Source organism: Citrobacter sp. Ca225 (assembly GCF_030337175.1).
Taxonomy (GTDB): domain Bacteria; phylum Pseudomonadota; class Gammaproteobacteria; order Enterobacterales; family Enterobacteriaceae; genus Citrobacter_A; species Citrobacter_A amalonaticus.
Genome location: NZ_JAOWCD010000078.1, coordinates 373,207 through 389,705, shown reverse-complemented (window position 1 = coordinate 389,705; position 16,499 = coordinate 373,207). Strand labels below are relative to the sequence as shown.

14 protein-coding genes are annotated in these 16,499 nt (G+C 51.2%); 5 read left to right on the top strand and 9 right to left on the bottom strand.

The annotated features are described in order from the left end of the window. The first annotated feature begins 91 nt into the window (after positions 1-91). A protein-coding gene (locus OGW13_RS14565; protein WP_109455549.1) for an IS3 family transposase occupies positions 92-1,299 on the top strand; the annotation gives its coding sequence in 2 pieces (ribosomal slippage) (positions 92-413 and positions 413-1,299; 1,209 coding nt in all). A 514-nt stretch (positions 1,300-1,813) separates the two neighbouring features. Here the strand turns inward: OGW13_RS14565 and OGW13_RS14560 are convergent. After that, complete coding sequence (locus OGW13_RS14560; protein ID WP_287116237.1) at positions 1,814-2,491, bottom strand: hypothetical protein; 678 nt, start codon at positions 2,489-2,491, stop codon at positions 1,814-1,816. Between the two features lie 340 nt (positions 2,492-2,831). Here OGW13_RS14560 and OGW13_RS14555 point away from each other — a divergent pair, with 340 nt between their 5' ends. After that, entirely contained in the window at positions 2,832-3,128 is a 297-nt protein-coding gene (locus tag OGW13_RS14555) for a YciI family protein (RefSeq protein ID WP_043000514.1), read from the top strand. 41 nt (positions 3,129-3,169) lie between these two features. Here the strand turns inward: OGW13_RS14555 and OGW13_RS14550 are convergent, their stop codons facing one another. After that, positions 3,170-3,343: a YciY family protein gene (locus tag OGW13_RS14550; RefSeq protein WP_086512586.1), complete on the bottom strand. Its 174-nt coding sequence runs from the start codon at positions 3,341-3,343 to the stop codon at positions 3,170-3,172. 141 nt (positions 3,344-3,484) lie between these two features. Between OGW13_RS14550 and cls the strand changes: the two genes are divergently transcribed. Both cls and OGW13_RS14540 read left to right on the top strand, forming a co-directional pair. Next, on the top strand, positions 3,485-4,945 hold the full coding sequence (cls, locus tag OGW13_RS14545) for a cardiolipin synthase (protein ID WP_043000513.1): 1,461 nt from the start codon (positions 3,485-3,487) through the stop codon (positions 4,943-4,945). A gap of 34 nt (positions 4,946-4,979) precedes the next feature. Continuing rightward, on the top strand, positions 4,980-5,309 hold the full coding sequence (locus OGW13_RS14540; protein ID WP_043000512.1) for an HI1450 family dsDNA-mimic protein: 330 nt from the start codon (positions 4,980-4,982) through the stop codon (positions 5,307-5,309). A 35-nt stretch (positions 5,310-5,344) separates the two neighbouring features. On the opposite strand, the gene OGW13_RS14535 is transcribed toward OGW13_RS14540, so the two are convergent. The 7 genes from OGW13_RS14535 to ychE form a co-directional block, all read right to left on the bottom strand. Next, positions 5,345-6,181 (bottom strand): ion transporter, encoded by an 837-nt coding sequence (locus OGW13_RS14535; protein ID WP_044267190.1) that lies wholly within the window; start codon positions 6,179-6,181, stop codon positions 5,345-5,347. A 47-nt stretch (positions 6,182-6,228) separates the two neighbouring features. Next, a complete protein-coding gene (gene oppF / locus OGW13_RS14530; RefSeq protein ID WP_043000510.1) occupies positions 6,229-7,233 on the bottom strand; it encodes a murein tripeptide/oligopeptide ABC transporter ATP-binding protein OppF in 1,005 nt (334 codons plus the stop codon). Beyond that, positions 7,230-8,243 (bottom strand): murein tripeptide/oligopeptide ABC transporter ATP-binding protein OppD, encoded by a 1,014-nt coding sequence (gene oppD, locus OGW13_RS14525; protein ID WP_043000509.1) that lies wholly within the window; start codon positions 8,241-8,243, stop codon positions 7,230-7,232. The genes oppF and oppD overlap by 4 nt, the downstream gene beginning before the upstream one ends. Before the next feature lie 11 nt (positions 8,244-8,254). Continuing rightward, positions 8,255-9,163, bottom strand: coding sequence for an oligopeptide ABC transporter permease OppC (gene oppC, locus OGW13_RS14520; protein WP_044267192.1), 909 nt, complete (start codon positions 9,161-9,163; stop codon positions 8,255-8,257). A 14-nt stretch (positions 9,164-9,177) separates the two neighbouring features. Beyond that, the gene (gene oppB, locus OGW13_RS14515; protein ID WP_043000507.1) at positions 9,178-10,098 is read right to left on the bottom strand and encodes an oligopeptide ABC transporter permease OppB; all 921 of its coding nucleotides are present in this window, start codon (positions 10,096-10,098) and stop codon (positions 9,178-9,180) included. A gap of 119 nt (positions 10,099-10,217) precedes the next feature. Beyond that, positions 10,218-11,846, bottom strand: a complete 1,629-nt coding sequence (gene oppA / locus OGW13_RS14510) for an oligopeptide ABC transporter substrate-binding protein OppA (RefSeq protein WP_156595181.1) — start codon at positions 11,844-11,846, stop codon at positions 10,218-10,220. Positions 11,847-12,598: 752 nt separating this feature from the next. After that, positions 12,599-13,246, bottom strand: coding sequence for an NAAT family transporter YchE (gene ychE, locus OGW13_RS14505; RefSeq protein WP_043000505.1), 648 nt, complete (start codon positions 13,244-13,246; stop codon positions 12,599-12,601). 476 nt (positions 13,247-13,722) lie between these two features. On the opposite strand from ychE, the gene adhE reads away from it, so the two are divergent. After that, positions 13,723-16,398 carry a bifunctional acetaldehyde-CoA/alcohol dehydrogenase gene (gene adhE, locus OGW13_RS14500; protein WP_043000504.1) on the top strand — a complete coding sequence of 892 codons (2,676 nt, stop codon included), beginning with the start codon at positions 13,723-13,725 and terminating at the stop codon, positions 16,396-16,398. The last annotated feature ends 101 nt before the right edge of the window (positions 16,399-16,499 follow it).

Genomic DNA, 16,499 nt, shown 5'->3' with positions numbered 1-16,499 from the left:
TGATGTAGCCCCCTGAAACACCAGACAGTAGCTGTATCTCCAGATAAGAGATAGGCTTGAATATATGTCTAACACTAACGCCAATTTTGAGATGACCGGGATCCTGTTAGGGCAAGAAGTCCGTAAACGTAAAACTCCTCAGGAGAAGATCGCCATTATCCAGCAGACGATGGAGCCGGGCATGAATGTCTCCCATGTCGCCCGCCTGCATGGCATCCAGCCCAGCCTGCTGTTTAAGTGGAAGAAGCAATATCAGGAAGGCAGCCTCACCGCCGTTGCGGCCGGAGAAGAAGTTGTTCCAGCTTCTGAGCTTACTGCTGCTCTGAAGCAGGTCCGGGAGCTTCAGCGCCTGCTGGGCAAGAAGACGATGGAAGTTGAGATCCTGAAAGAAGCCGTGGAGTACGCTCAGTCGCGAAAATGGATAGCGCACGCGCCCTTGTTGCCAAAGGACGGGGAATAGCCCTGGTCAGCCGCACCATGGGCGTGTCGCGTGCGCAGCTGTCACTGCGAATTAACCGTTCTGCCGACTGGCAGGACAGGCGCTGTAACCGGCGTGATGACGAAGCAGACGCTGAAATACTGTCAGAGATCCTCGATATCATCAGCGATATGCCCAGTTACGGCTATCGCCGTGTGTGGGGCATCCTGCGTACGCAACGCCGTACAGAGGGACTGCCCCCCGTGAACGCCAAACGGCTTTACCGGCTTATGAGTGAGCATAATCTGCTGTTACTGCATGACAAACCAGAGCGGTCGAAGCGTGAACATAAGGGCAAAATCGCGGTGGCAGAAAGCGATATGCGCTGGTGTTCAGATGGCTTCGAGTTCGGCTGCGACAACGGTGAGAAGCTGCGGGTCACGTTCGCGCTGGACTGCTGCGACAGAGAAGCCATAGACTGGGCAGCGAGCACAGGAGGCTACGACAGTTCGACGGTGCAGGATGTGATGCTGAGGTCGGTGGAAAAGCGCTTCGGCGACGGGCTGCCGACCACACCGGTTCAATGGCTGACGGATAACGGTTCAGCATATACCGCGCATGAAACGCGGAGGTTCGCCAGAGAGCTGAATCTGGAGCCGTGTACAACAGCGGTGAGCAGCCCGCAGAGCAATGGCATGGCCGAACGATTCGTGAAGACGATGAAGGAAGACTATATCGCGTTCATGCCAAAACCAGATGTGAGAACAGCCCTGCGAAACCTTGCAGCAGCGTTCACACATTACAATGAAAACCACCCGCACAGCGCGCTGGGATATCACTCCCCGAGGGAATATCGGCGGCAGCGGACATCGTTAACTTAAGATACAAAAGCTGTCCGGAGATGGCGGGTCAAGATCACTTCCACCGGAGCCTTGCTAAGGCACATCACTGCAATGTGTTTCCAGTTAAACCCTACCCACGAAAGAATGATATATCCCCATAATGGGCTTGACAGCCTCTCTTTCAGTCCCTGTATGGTTGAATCCACAACACTATCTTCACTCATCTAATCACCACTTAAAATTTTGAAATCGGGGTTAATGTTATAGTGAACAGCTTAATTTAGGGAGTGAATTTTATGGCAGCAATCGTTATATAGTCCTGTATATAGCACTTTTCTAGGAGTCGAGAGAGGGACGACTAACACCGCTACAGTTTCCCTAAACAGAGGTTGCGCAGATTATTTATATATATCAATAATTTAGGCTATTTAGGGGTGATGTAAGTGCTTGTAAGATACTGCATAGACACTGTGAAAAACTGCTTAGATACTTGGAAATATACTGTTAAATTGCATAGATATTCACCTGATAAAACCTGTTAATAACAGGTAACTTAAAGTTGACGTAATCGCTCCTTCAACCTGACCATCAGACCACTCATAGCATCATAAATCTTCATAAAAGGTCTTGAGTTTGACAGTGTGTAGAAATCTTTAAATTTAATCTTCTTCAATTCAGCATTGATATCCATAGAAGAATCAAGAGTTACAAACACCATCTGATATCTGACTGTCACTTCATCCCTGACACGCTGCATGTCCTCAGACAACACACCACGCCTAACAATCTCAGATATTGCGTTGTTAAACTCTCTCGCTTTTGCCCAAAACTCACTGTGTGCATTCATCTGCTTCTCAACTAGTTCAGCAGAGGCTGGACTTAACTTAATATCCATTGCATCCATTAGCAGATACGAAGATACAAAATGGTCAAACTCTTCTTTGGTCTTGTAGAGATTTGCTTTCACTTCCCAGAATTGCTCATTGCTTATGATTTCAGGATTGGGTGACATCAGACCTTCCTGATTCTGGAATACTCGATTCGACTCTTCAGCATAACGCAGGATTTTTGAGTATCTTTTATGCAGGTCATGAACCTCTCTAAAGAAAGATTCAGCATTATCCAATCCTTTATTTTTTAACCAATCATTAGCTTTGAATGCAGCCCATACAGCAGTACCAGCCATAGTAATATCGGCTATCATGCTGAAGACGTCGGTAGTGTCACTCATCCTGTCATACCTTGAAAACTCAATCGGTTAACTATCTTAACGCTCTGGGGAGTTGTAAGGAACATCAATTACAGAGGATGTGAGGTGAACATCTAAAGAAAGCCGAATAGACTTTATTCAAGGGTCATTGAAGTCATAATCGTTTCAGTTGAAAAACCAGGCCCCAATTTTAAATGCAAATAGCAATCATATTCAATAAGCCATCGCCATAAGCGCCATTTTTCTCCTAAAAATTCCCTGACAATTGTACGGCCTTAACAAGGCTGTCATCTTTGCGTTGCAGTAAAGAGGCCTTTCAAATAACGTATTTAGCACTTTTACCGAACAAGGAGCCCTATCCGTGCTTTATGTCATCTACGCGCAAGATAACCCGAATTCACTTGAAAAGCGTCTTTCCGTCCGCCCCGCGCATCTGGCACGACTACAGTTGCTTCACGACGAAGGACGTCTCCTGACTGCAGGCCCCATGCCAGCGGTAGATAGTAACGATCCCGGTGCGGCAGGTTTTACCGGCTCCACGGTGATTGCTGAATTTGACTCACTGGAAGAGGCGCAATCCTGGGCCGAGGCTGACCCGTATGTTGCCGCCGGGGTTTACGCGCAGGTTTCAGTGAAACCCTTTAAGAAGACGTTCTGAAAGACGTGTTCATTGGGCACCGCATGCGGTGCCCTGTTCACTCAGAGGCTATGGATCGCAAACAGCAGCGAATTCCGTTGCTGATTCAGGACACATTTTCTGATTGAGTGGATCCGCATATTCCGACGCGACTGTCCTTCAAGCCAACGCGCTTTACGGCGACTGGCCTGACGCAGCATCCGCCAGCGTCCCACTTCCGTTCTACTCCGCTTCATGATACCTACTCTTACAGTGCAAGAATGGGCATTATACCCCCCACAGACAGGCAGGCTAGCGCTTTTGCCGTGTTTTTATTTGCCAGATTTATCATGACGCGTAAACTCATAACAATACGCTTTCAAAAGGATTTTTAATCTATGACAACCTTCTACACGGTGGTGAGTTGGCTGGTCATTCTGGGCTACTGGGTGCTCATTGCCGGTGTAACATTACGTATTTTAATGAAACGTCGCGCGGTTCCTTCTGCGATGGCCTGGCTGCTAATCATTTATATTCTGCCGTTGGTCGGAATTATTGCTTATTTATCCTTCGGGGAACTGCATCTGGGCAAGCGTCGGGCAGAACGCGCTCGCGCAATGTGGCCATCCACCGCAAAGTGGCTGAACGATCTCAAAGCCTGCAAACATATCTTTGCCGAAGAGAACAGCAGCGTCGCCGCTTCGCTGTTCAAACTCTGTGAGCGTCGCCAGGGCATCGCGGGGGTTAAAGGCAACCAACTCCAGCTGCTCACCGATTCTGACGACGTGATGCAGGCGCTGATCCGCGATATTCAGTTGGCACGACATAACATCGAAATGGTGTTCTATATCTGGCAACCTGGCGGTATGGCGGATCAGGTGGCGGAATCCCTGATGGCTGCCGCACGACGCGGGATCCATTGCCGACTCATGCTGGACTCTGCCGGTAGCGTCGCTTTCTTCCGCAGCCCCTGGGCGGCGATGATGCGCAACGCCGGTATCGAAGTGGTCGAAGCGCTGAAGGTTAACCTGTTCCGTGTGTTCCTGCGCCGCATGGACCTGCGTCAGCACCGCAAAATGGTGATGATTGATAACTATATTGCTTATACCGGTAGTATGAATATGGTGGATCCGCGCTTTTTCAAACAGGATGCGGGCGTCGGTCAGTGGGTGGATCTGATGGCGCGGATGGAAGGTCCGGTGGCAACCGCAATGGGCATCGTCTATTCCTGCGACTGGGAGATTGAAACCGGCAAACGCATTCTGCCTCCGCCGCCGGACGTCAACATAATGCCGTTCGAAGAGGCCAGCGGACACACAATTCATACCATCGCTTCCGGCCCAGGCTTTCCGGAAGATCTGATACACCAGGCGCTGCTGACGGCGGCTTACTCGGCGCGTGAGTATTTAATTATGACCACCCCCTACTTCGTGCCGAGCGACGATTTGCTGCATGCCATCTGTACAGCGGCGCAGCGCGGTGTGGACGTCAGTATTATTCTGCCACGCAAGAACGATTCACTCCTGGTTGGCTGGGCCAGCCGCGCCTTCTTTACCGAGCTGTTAGCGGCCGGGGTGAAAATTTATCAGTTCGAAGGCGGTCTGTTGCATACCAAGAGCGTACTGGTCGATGGTGAACTCAGTCTGGTCGGGACCGTGAATCTGGATATGCGCAGTCTGTGGCTGAATTTTGAGATCACGCTGGTGATTGATGACGTCGGATTCGGCGGCGATCTGGCGGCTGTGCAGGACGATTATATCTCCCGTTCTCGCCTGCTGGACGCGAATTTGTGGCTAAAACGCCCGCTCTGGCAGCGGATCACCGAGCGACTGTTTTACTTCTTCAGTCCGTTGCTGTAAAACGTGCCCAAGAGACGGTAAACAGGTAGTCACTATGGATATGGATCTGAACAATCGCCTGACTGAAGACGAAACGCTTGAGCAGGCTTACGATATTTTTCTCGAACTGGCGGCCGATAACCTCGACCCGGCGGACATTATTCTGTTCAACCTGCAGTTTGAGGAGCGCGGCGGCGCAGAGTTATTTGATCCGTCAGAAGACTGGCAGGATCACGTGGATTATGACCTGAACCCGGACTTCTTTGCCGAAGTGGTGATTGGTCTGGCAGACAGTGAAGACGGCGAGATCAACGATATTTTTGCCCGCGTGTTGCTGTGTCGCGAAAAAAATCACAAGCTCTGCCATATTCTCTGGCGCGAATAATCAAAGACAAGAGCCGCAATCGCGGCTCTTTTTACTTAGTCCGGCAATTTACTGCCGCAGTGGTTACAAAATTTCGCGCTATGCTCATGCTGGCTCTGCTGGCACTGTGGGCACTGGCGCTGTTGATTCCGCCTTTGAAACGCCATGCTCATATGCGTGGTGATCAACCCAGTAGGAATGGCAATCACTGAATAGCCAATCAAAATCAGGACTGATGCCACAATCCGCCCCAATGGCGTATGTGGCGAAATATCGCCATACCCAACCGTCGTGACGGTCACAATCGCCCAGTAGACCGACGCATTCAGCGTGGTGAATCCATATTCCGGTCCTTCGATGAGATACATCAGCGTGCCGAAAATAATCATCAAAATGCCGATAAACGAATAAAACAGAATCAGTTGATGCCGGGCACTCATAATCGCCCGCCAGAATACCCGTAATGAAGGCATAAAACGCAACAACTTAAGGATCCTCAGGATACGAATAGCCCGCATAGCCCGCCAGGCAAAAACGTAATTGAGGCTGATTTCCGGCCACAGCCACATCACATACAACGGCAGAATAGTCGCTAAATCAATTAAGCCCCAGAAGCTGAAGACATATTTCGCCGGATTCGGCCAGCTCACTAAACGCAGCAAATATTCCAGCGTAAAGACCAGCGTGATGATGAGTTCAAGCCAGACAAAAATATGCCACTCATCAAGCGTCAGGTGATATTGCGTGCCAAGGCCCGATTCAATAAAAATAACCAGCACGCTCAACAGCGCGAACAGAGCACATAACCCCTCGCCCCGTCGCCCTGAGCGGGTGTTCAGATCGAACAAGCGGTGATAAATCTGCCTGCGAAGCGATGACAAGGAAAACGACACGATAACCTCTGCGAAAAGAAGGGCTGACAGTTTGTCAGCCCTTGCGATTATAGCGGGTCTACTTTAAGGCAGGAAACCGCATGCCGGAAACTGCCTTCCAGTACCGGACGCGTTTTCGCACACTCCGGGCCGGCTATCGGACAACGGGTACGGAATACACAGCCTGACGGCGGGTTAATCGGTGACGGCAATTCCCCTTCCAGTAGCTGAATCGTCTTGTTCTTTTCCAGATCGGGATCGGGAATCGGTACCGCCGACATCAGCGCTTTAGTGTAGGGATGCAGTGGGTTGTGATAGACCTCGTCATAGGTCCCCAGTTCCACGGCATGACCCAGATACATCACCAGCACGCGATCAGAGATATGTTTTACGACCGCCAGGTCATGGGCGATGAAGATCAGCGACAGCCCCATTTCCCGCTGAAGCTGCTGCAAGAGGTTGACGACCTGCGCCTGAATTGACACGTCCAACGCGGAGACCGGCTCATCGCAGATGATCAGCTTCGGCTCCAGAATCAACGCCCGGGCAATCCCGATACGCTGGCACTGACCGCCCGAAAACTCATGCGGATAGCGGTTAATCAGGTTTGGCAGTAAGCCCACCTTCATCATCATCGCTTTCACCCGATCGCGCACTTCCTGACGCGGTAATTTCGGATGATAGGTCCGCAGCGGTTCAGCGATGATTTCACCAATGGTCATGCGAGGGTTCAGCGATGCCAGCGGATCCTGGAAAATCATCTGAATATCACTGCGAACGTCCCGCCATTCATCGGGGTTCATCCCCAGCAGGTCTTTACCCAACCATGCCACCCGACCATCGGTCGCTTTTACCAGCCCGATAATGGCCCGGGCAAAGGTCGACTTCCCGCAGCCGGATTCGCCAACGACCCCCAGCGTCTCTCCTTCATACAGCCGCAGCGTCACGCCATCGACTGCCTTCAGCGTTTTTGAGGGCTGCCAGAACCACTGCTTGCCATCTTTAATATCGAAATGCACCTTCAGATCGGCGATTTCCAGGAGGACTTTACGTTTTTCATCTACAGCGTTCATGCCAGATCCTCCACCGGTTTAAAGCAGGCACGCAGGCGTCCCGGACTGAATTCCTCCAGCGGCGGAGTGGTGCTACAAATCTCCATCGCATGCGGACAGCGCGGCTGGAACGGACAGCCTTTCGGCAGACGCAGTAAGTTGGGCGGGTTCCCCGGAATCGTCAGCATCTCGTCACCTTCGCCATCCAGACGCGGTACCGCATTGAGAAGACCTATCGAATAAGGATGAACGGGCTGATAAAAGACATCGCGGGCATTACCGTATTCCATCGTCCGACCGGCATACATCACCAGCACTTTGTCGCAGATCCCGGCCACCACCCCAAGATCGTGGGTAATCATGATGATGGCGGTGTTGAATTCACGCTTCAGTTCATTGAGAAGCGTCATGATTTGCGCCTGCACGGTAACATCCAGGGCGGTCGTCGGTTCGTCGGCAATCAGTAACTTCGGCCGGCACAGCAGCGCCATTGCGATCATCACGCGCTGACGCATACCGCCGGAAAATTCATGCGGGAACATTTTCATCCGCTTACGCGCTTCCGGCATTTTGACCGCATCCAGCATTCTGACCGACTCTTCAAACGCCTCCGCTTTGCTCATGCTTTTATGCAGCATCAGCACTTCCATCAGTTGCTCCCCGACACGCATGTAGGGATTCAGCGAGGTCATCGGGTCCTGAAAAATCATCGAGATTTGCTCGGCGCGCAGCTTATTCAGTTCGTGCTCCGGCAGATTGAGGATCTCGCGGCCGCTAAACGTCGCCGAACCGCCTATCCGACCATTCGCGGCCAGCAGCCCCATCAACGCAAACGCGGTCTGTGATTTACCTGAACCGGACTCACCGACGATGCCGAGGGTTTCTCCGGCGCGCAGCGTAAAGTTCAAATCATTCACCGCGGTGACATCACCGTCCGGGGTACTGAACGTCACACGAAGATCTTTTACGTCCAGCAGTGCGTTAGCCCTTTGCTGCGCGAACGGCACGCCTGCAGTTTCAATTACGCTCATGGCTGCACTCCTTAACGGTCTTTCGGGTCGAGGGCATCACGCAAGCCATCGCCAATAAAGTTAAAACAGAACAACGTCACCACCAGAAAAGCGGCCGGGAACAGCAGTAGCCACGGCGACACTTCCATCGAGTTGGCGCCATCGCTTAGCAACGCGCCCCAACTGCTCAGCGGCTCCTGCGTCCCCAGCCCCAGGAAGCTGAGGAACGATTCGAACAGGATCATGCTTGGCACCAGCAAGGAGGCGTACACCACCACCACGCCCAGCACGTTAGGCACAATATGACGCAGGACGATGTTACCGGTCGACACGCCGCCCACCTGCGCGGCTTCAATAAATTCTTTCCGCTTCAGGCTCAGGGTTTGCCCGCGCACAATACGCGCCATATCCAGCCAGGAAACCATCCCGATCGCCACAAAAATCAGCAGAATATTTTGCCCGAAGAAGGTGACCAGCAGGATAACGAAGAACATAAACGGGAAGGAGTTGAGGATTTCCAGCAGGCGCATCATCACCGAGTCGATTTTGCCGCCCAGATAGCCTGAAAGCGAGCCGTACAGCGTCCCCACGACCACCGCAACGAGCGCGGCCGCGATGCCGACCATCAGCGAGATCCGCCCGCCAATCGCCACGCGCACCAGCAGGTCGCGTCCAGAGGAGTCGGTACCAAAATAGTGACCAGACTCGCTATCCGGCGCGCTGGACATCATGCCCCAGTCGGTATCGAAGTAGGTGAACTGCGACAGCATCGGTGCAAGCGTCACGAACAGCGCAATCATCACCAACACGATCAGACTGGCAACCGCAGCGCGGTTATGCATAAAACGACGGCGAGCATCCTGCCACAGGCTGCGCCCCTCGACCTCCAGCTTCTCACTGAAATTCTCCAGCGCTTCGCTGTTTTTCTTACCTAACATCATCGCGAGCTCCAGTATCAGTATCGAATTTTCGGGTCGATGACGGCATAGAGCACGTCAACAATCGCATTAAAGACAATGGTCAATGTCCCCACGAGGATCGTCAGACTGAGAACCAGCGAGTAATCGCGGTTCAGCGCGCCGTTAACAAACAGCTGACCAATCCCCGGCAAACCATAGATTGTCTCAATGACCATTGAACCTGTGATAATCCCGACAAATGCCGGTCCCATATAGGAGAGCACCGGGAGTAACGCCGGTTTCAACGCATGGCGGAAAATAATACGGCGCATCGGCAGCCCTTTCGCTCGCGCGGTGCGAATGAAGTTTGAGTGCAGCACTTCAATCATTGAGCCACGGGTGATACGCGCAATACTGGCAATATAGGCCAGTGATAACGCCACCATCGGCAGGATCATAAATTTCAGCGCCCCGCCATTCCAGCCGCCACCCGGCAGCCATTTGAGGGTGATCGCAAATATCATGACCAGCAGAGGCGCGACCACAAAGCTCGGTATGACCACCCCGGTCATCGCCACCCCCATGACCGCATAGTCCCATCGCGTGTTTTGCTTCAACGCGGCAATTACGCCAGCGCTCACCCCGAGGATCACGGCCAGAAAAAAGGCGGCAAGGCCCAGTTTCGCCGATACCGGAAAACTCGAAGCGACCAGGTCGTTAACCGTATAATCTTTGTATTTAAAAGAAGGACCGAAATCACCGTGCGCCAGTTGCTTCAGATAGCTGAAATACTGGGTCATGATAGGGTCGTTAAGATGGTATTTCGCTTCAATGTTTGCCAGAACTTCTGCCGGCAGCGCGCGTTCGCCGGTGAAGGGGCTTCCCGGCGCAAGACGCATCATAAAGAACGAAATGGTAATAAGAATAAACAGCGTCGGAATTGCTTCCAGACAGCGGCGTAGAATAAATTTCAACATTGCCCGTACCTTCTGGCGTGTGCCTTTACACCTCTTCACGCAGAACCGCTAATGAGAGGTGTTGAGAGTCGACGAAAAAAGACACTGTGGGGCAACGTCTGCTGCCCCACCCTTTGCCATTAATGCTTGATAATATACAAATCTTTGACGTGGATATTATCCATCGGGTCTTTACCGGTATAACCACCCACCCACGGTTTCACCAGACGGGCGTTGACGTAGTAGAACACCGGCACAATCACAGAATCTTTATCAAGCTGCTGCTCGGCTTTGCCGTAAAGCTCAGTACGCTGCTCTTCATTCGTTGCTTTCAGCGCATCGGCAAGGATCTTGTCAAACGCCGGGCTCTTATAATGCGTCGTGTTGTTTGAGCTGTCAGACAACACCATGTTCAGGAAGGAAGTCGGTTCGTTGTAATCCGCACACCAGGCCGCACGGGAAACATCATAGTTGCCCTGATGACGCGTATCGAGGAAGGTTTTCCATTCCTGGTTTTCCAGCTTGACGTTCACACCTAAGTTTTTCTTCCAGATGGACGCCGCGGCGATAGCCAGTTTCTTGTGCAGATCGGACGTGTTATACAGCAGGTTGAAGGTCAACGGTTTATCAGCGGTATATCCGGCTTCGGCCAGTAATTTTTTCGCTTCTTCGTTACGTTTTTCCTGCGTCCAGCCAAACCATTCTGGTTCAGCCAGTTTTGCGCCGTCAGTATACGGAGGCGTGAAGCTGTATGCCGGCAGGTCGCCCTGGTTTTTCACTTTATTAACGATAATATCGCGGTCCAGCGCCAGCTTAAGCGCGGTACGCACGCGGACATCCGTAAACGGTGCTTTCTGGTTATTGATTTCGTAATAGTAGGTGCACAGATACGGGTCAACGTGAACTTCGTTCGGGATCTCTTTTTTCAGTTTCTGGAACAGTTCAATCGGCATGTTGTTATAGGTCATGTCGATTTCACCGCTGCGGTAACGGTTAACGTCTGTCACCTCTGATGCGATCGGCAGGTACGTCACCTGATTAATGACCGTTTTGGCGTTGTCCCAGTAATTAGGATTGCGCTCGAGCACGATATGCTCGTTAACCACCCAGTCTTTCAGCTTATACGCACCGTTGGTGATGATATTGGCTGGCTGAGTCCACTTCTCACCGTATTTTTCAACGGCGGCTTTAGGAACCGGGGAAACGGATGAGTGCACCAGCAGTTTGTAGAAATAAGGTACAGGCTCGCTGAGGGTCACTTCAAAGGTATTATCATCAATGGCTTTAACGCCAAGATCGGTTGGCGGCTTCTTGCCGGCAACGATGTCATCAATATTGACAATATGCCCATACTGCAGATAACTGGCGTACGGGGATGCGGTATTCGGATTCGCCAGACGCTGCCAGCTGTAAACAAAATCGTGGGCCGTCACCGGTGAGCCATCGGACCATTTTGCGTCTTTGCGCAGATGGAATGTCCAGACTTTAAAATCTTTATTTTCCCATTTCTCAGCCACGCCCGGAGACGGTTTACCGTCGACGTCACTGATGATTAAACCTTCAAACAGATCGCGGCTGATATTGGATTCCGGCACCCCTTCGATTTTATGCGGATCGAGAGACTGAACTTCCGAACCATTATTTCGCACCAGCGTCTGCTTTTCCGCCAGTTGCACACCTGCGGGGACGACGGCAGCTGTCGCGACATTTCCGGCGATGAGCGCAGTTAAAATTCCTGCCGCCACTAAACTTTTCTTCGTGTTGGTCATTGTGTTTGTACTCCCTCATTATAATTACTGGTTTTATCACCAGCCTGTTAATCCCGTCAGGGATCTCTGATCAGCTTCGGAGACTTTCAGCTGCCAGGTCGTTTACTGCCTGCTATCACCGACTTTATTTATTCTGGCGATTCGTTTGATCACCTTACGTCGATTCGTTATGCACCTCCCCTGTCAGGGGGCGCATGAATAGTGGCCAGACTGCTTAGTTGATATTTATTCTCATCAACAAGCAATCCGCTGCAATATGAACTGTCGGAAAGTAACAAAAGCATTTATTAACCGCCAATACAATTTACAGATTTGTTAAGCAATTCTCTTTTAGAGAAAAAATTGCGTTCCGGCGGAACGTTCCGAAACAAGCAAAATAACAACAATCGCTTAGCAATCAATTAATTATTGATACCCCATTCGTCTGAGACCCTTGATCTCTGCAAAAGGCGTATAAATATACAAAAATTTAACAATTGGTTATTTTTTAGCACATTCATCTGCGAGTTCATTGAATTAACTAATATCATCTCAATTATCCTTCAGCAAGCCCCGGATTGTGATGTGAGCAAAATAACAATGCAGAGCCTCGCAAAGGGATTAAAAAGACTGTTAAATCAAGGGACTTAATACCGACAGAGGCATCAGTGATTCCCGGTAGGCGGGACTGAAAGTAAGAAAGGTGACGAGACGGGATGATAAAAAAGACGGAGCCGTGAACAGCTCCGTGGGATATTTCATCTGAAAGCGAATTAGCTTAAAAGTCCTGGAAATATGGCCTTAATACCGGTGACAATAAACTCGATGCCCAGCGCCATTAAGAGTAGCCCCATAATTCGGGTAATCACGTTAATACCCGTTTGGCCCAGAACACGCACCAACCACGGTGCCATGCGGAAGAGTCCCCAACAGCACAGGGCAAAAAGCGCAATCGCCACAAAGAAGCCAAGCAGGTACATCACACTGTGATAACGCGTTCCCCACACAATGGTTGAACTGATCGCGCCGGGGCCTGCCATTAGCGGCAGCGCCAGGGGAACCACACCTACACTTTCACGGATCGCCGTTTCTGATTTTTCCTGCTTGTTCTGCTTATCCTCACCCAGTTTGCCGCTAATCATCGACATCGCAATGGTGACCACAAGGATCCCGCCGGCGATACGAAACGAATCAATTGAGATACCGAACAGTTGCAGAATGCCGTCGCCGAGGAATAGCGAGGTCCACAGAATGATCGCAACGGACAGGTTAGCAGTGAGGTTCGTTTTGTTGCGCGCCGCCGCTGTCTGGTAGCTGGTCATACTGATGAAGACAGGAATAATCCCAACCGGGTTCACTAACGCGAACAACCCGATGAAAAATTTAAAATAAACAGGAAAATCAAACAGCGTTTGGATCACGGTTAGCTCCGAAGCGTTAGCCGTATAAAGTAAGTTAAAATAACCGGGTAAAAACCGTGCTGAAGATACGCCTTTTCATAGCACATTTCACCAGGGCAAACGTAAAATTGCTACCTTTCCTGCGTGTTACTAATATGTTTTAATTATGATAATTTGAGACCCATTCACCACTACAATTACACAACACTTAGCGTTTAGGGCTAAAACGGCCTGCTGAAAGGTGTCAGCTTTGCTAAATCTTGATCCAGATCACGTAATCGCTACTCAGAAGTGAGTAACCTTGCTTACGCCACCTGGAAGTAACGCGTTAGAGTTAGATGACGCTGACGCATAAGCTCTTTTAGTAAATCAGAGCAAACTGAACGTTAAGTAACCAATTGATTTTCTGGCTTTTATACAAACTAACGCCCGCTGTCTATACTCACGTATCGAGCAGATGATTTACTAAAAAAGTTTAACATTATCAGGAGAGCATTATGGCTGTTACTAATGTCGCTGAACTTAACGCACTCGTCGAGCGCGTCAAAAAAGCCCAGCGTGAATATGCCAGTTTCACTCAAGAACAAGTTGATAAAATCTTCCGCGCCGCCGCTCTGGCTGCTGCAGATGCTCGAATTCCTCTCGCGAAGATGGCCGTTGCCGAATCCGGTATGGGTATCGTCGAAGATAAAGTGATTAAAAACCACTTTGCTTCTGAATACATCTATAACGCTTACAAAGATGAAAAAACCTGCGGCGTGCTGTCTGAAGACGACACCTTCGGGACCATCACCATTGCTGAACCAATTGGTATCATCTGCGGTATCGTACCAACCACTAACCCAACCTCTACGGCAATCTTTAAGTCTCTGATTAGCCTGAAAACCCGTAACGCGATCATCTTTTCTCCGCATCCGCGTGCAAAAGATGCTACCAACAAAGCGGCCGATATCGTACTGCAGGCTGCTATCGCTGCCGGTGCGCCGAAAGATCTGATTGGCTGGATCGATCAACCTTCCGTTGAACTGTCTAACGCACTGATGCACCACCCGGATATCAACCTGATTCTGGCGACCGGTGGTCCGGGCATGGTTAAAGCCGCATATAGCTCCGGTAAACCCGCTATCGGTGTGGGCGCAGGTAACACGCCAGTGGTTATTGATGAAACCGCTGATATCAAACGTGCAGTCGCCTCTGTACTGATGTCCAAAACCTTCGACAACGGCGTTATCTGTGCTTCTGAACAGTCTGTTGTTGTGGTTGATTCCGTTTACGATGCCGTTCGCGAACGTTTCGCCAGCCACGGCGGCTACATGCTGCAAGGCAAAGAACTGAAAGCGGTTCAGGACGTGATCCTGAAAAATGGCGCGCTGAACGCCGCTATCGTAGGTCAGCCTGCGTACAAAATCGCTGAACTGGCAGGTTTCACTGTGCCAGAAACCACTAAGATCCTGATCGGTGAAGTGAAAGTGGTTGATGAGAGCGAACCGTTCGCTCACGAAAAACTGTCCCCGACGCTGGCGATGTACCGTGCGAAAGATTTTGAAGACGCGGTCATTAAAGCGGAGAAACTGGTGGCGATGGGCGGTATCGGTCATACCTCTTGCCTGTACACCGACCAGGACAACCAGCCGGAGCGCGTGGCTTACTTCGGTCAGATGATGAAAACCGCACGTATCCTGATCAACACCCCGGCATCTCAGGGTGGTATCGGTGACCTGTATAACTTCAAACTCGCACCTTCCCTGACTCTGGGTTGTGGTTCCTGGGGTGGTAACTCCATCTCTGAAAACGTTGGTCCGAAACACCTGATCAACAAGAAAACCGTTGCTAAGCGAGCTGAAAACATGTTGTGGCACAAACTTCCGAAATCTATCTACTTCCGCCGTGGCTCACTGCCAATCGCGCTGGATGAAGTGATTACTGATGGCCACAAACGTGCGCTCATCGTGACTGACCGCTTCCTGTTCAACAACGGTTATGCAGACCAGATCACCTCTGTGCTGAAAGCGGCTGGCGTTGAAACTGAAGTGTTCTTTGAAGTGGAAGCGGACCCGACGCTCTCTGTTGTCCGTAAAGGTGCAGAGCTGGCAAACTCCTTCAAACCTGACGTGATCATTGCGCTGGGTGGCGGTTCCCCGATGGACGCCGCGAAAATCATGTGGGTGATGTACGAACATCCGGAAACTCACTTCGAAGAACTGGCGTTGCGCTTTATGGACATCCGTAAACGTATCTACAAGTTCCCGAAAATGGGTGTCAAAGCGAAAATGATTGCGGTCACCACCACTTCTGGTACCGGTTCTGAAGTAACTCCGTTTGCGGTTGTTACTGACGATGCGACCGGTCAGAAATACCCGCTGGCTGACTACGCCCTGACCCCGGATATGGCAATTGTCGATGCTAACCTGGTCATGGACATGCCGAAGTCCCTGTGTGCCTTCGGTGGTCTGGATGCCGTCACTCACGCCCTGGAAGCTTACGTTTCCGTACTGGCTTCTGAGTTCTCTGATGGTCAGGCACTGCAAGCGCTGAAACTGCTGAAAGAAAACCTGCCGGCGTCTTACAACGAAGGGTCTAAAAACCCGGTCGCCCGTGAACGTGTTCACAGTGCAGCCACTATCGCCGGTATCGCGTTTGCGAACGCCTTCCTCGGCGTGTGTCACTCCATGGCGCACAAACTGGGCTCACAGTTCCACATTCCGCATGGTCTGGCGAACGCCCTGTTGATCAGCAACGTTATTCGCTACAACGCGAACGACAACCCGACTAAACAGACTGCCTTCAGCCAGTATGACCGTCCGCAGGCACGCCGTCGTTATGCTGAGATCGCAGACCATCTGGGTCTGAGCGCACCGGGCGACCGTACTGCTGCGAAGATTGAGAAACTGCTGGCATGGCTGGAAAGCCTGAAAGCTGAACTGGGTATTCCGAAGTCAATCCGTGAAGCAGGCGTTCAGGAAGCTGACTTCCTGGCTCACGTTGACAAGCTGTCTGAAGATGCATTCGATGACCAGTGCACCGGCGCTAACCCGCGCTACCCGCTGATCTCCGAACTGAAACAGATCCTGCTGGATACCTTCTACGGTCGTGAGTTCTCTGAAGGCACCCCGGCGGCGAAAGAAGTTGCCGCTGCTCCGAAAGCAGAGAAAAAAGCAAAGAAATCTGCGTAATTCTCGCTGAACTGTTACAACGTAAAAGCGGCCTCTGATGAGGCCGCTTTTTTATCTCCGAAATCCGTCTCTGTTGTCGCCCCACGGTCGGGTCTGTAAAC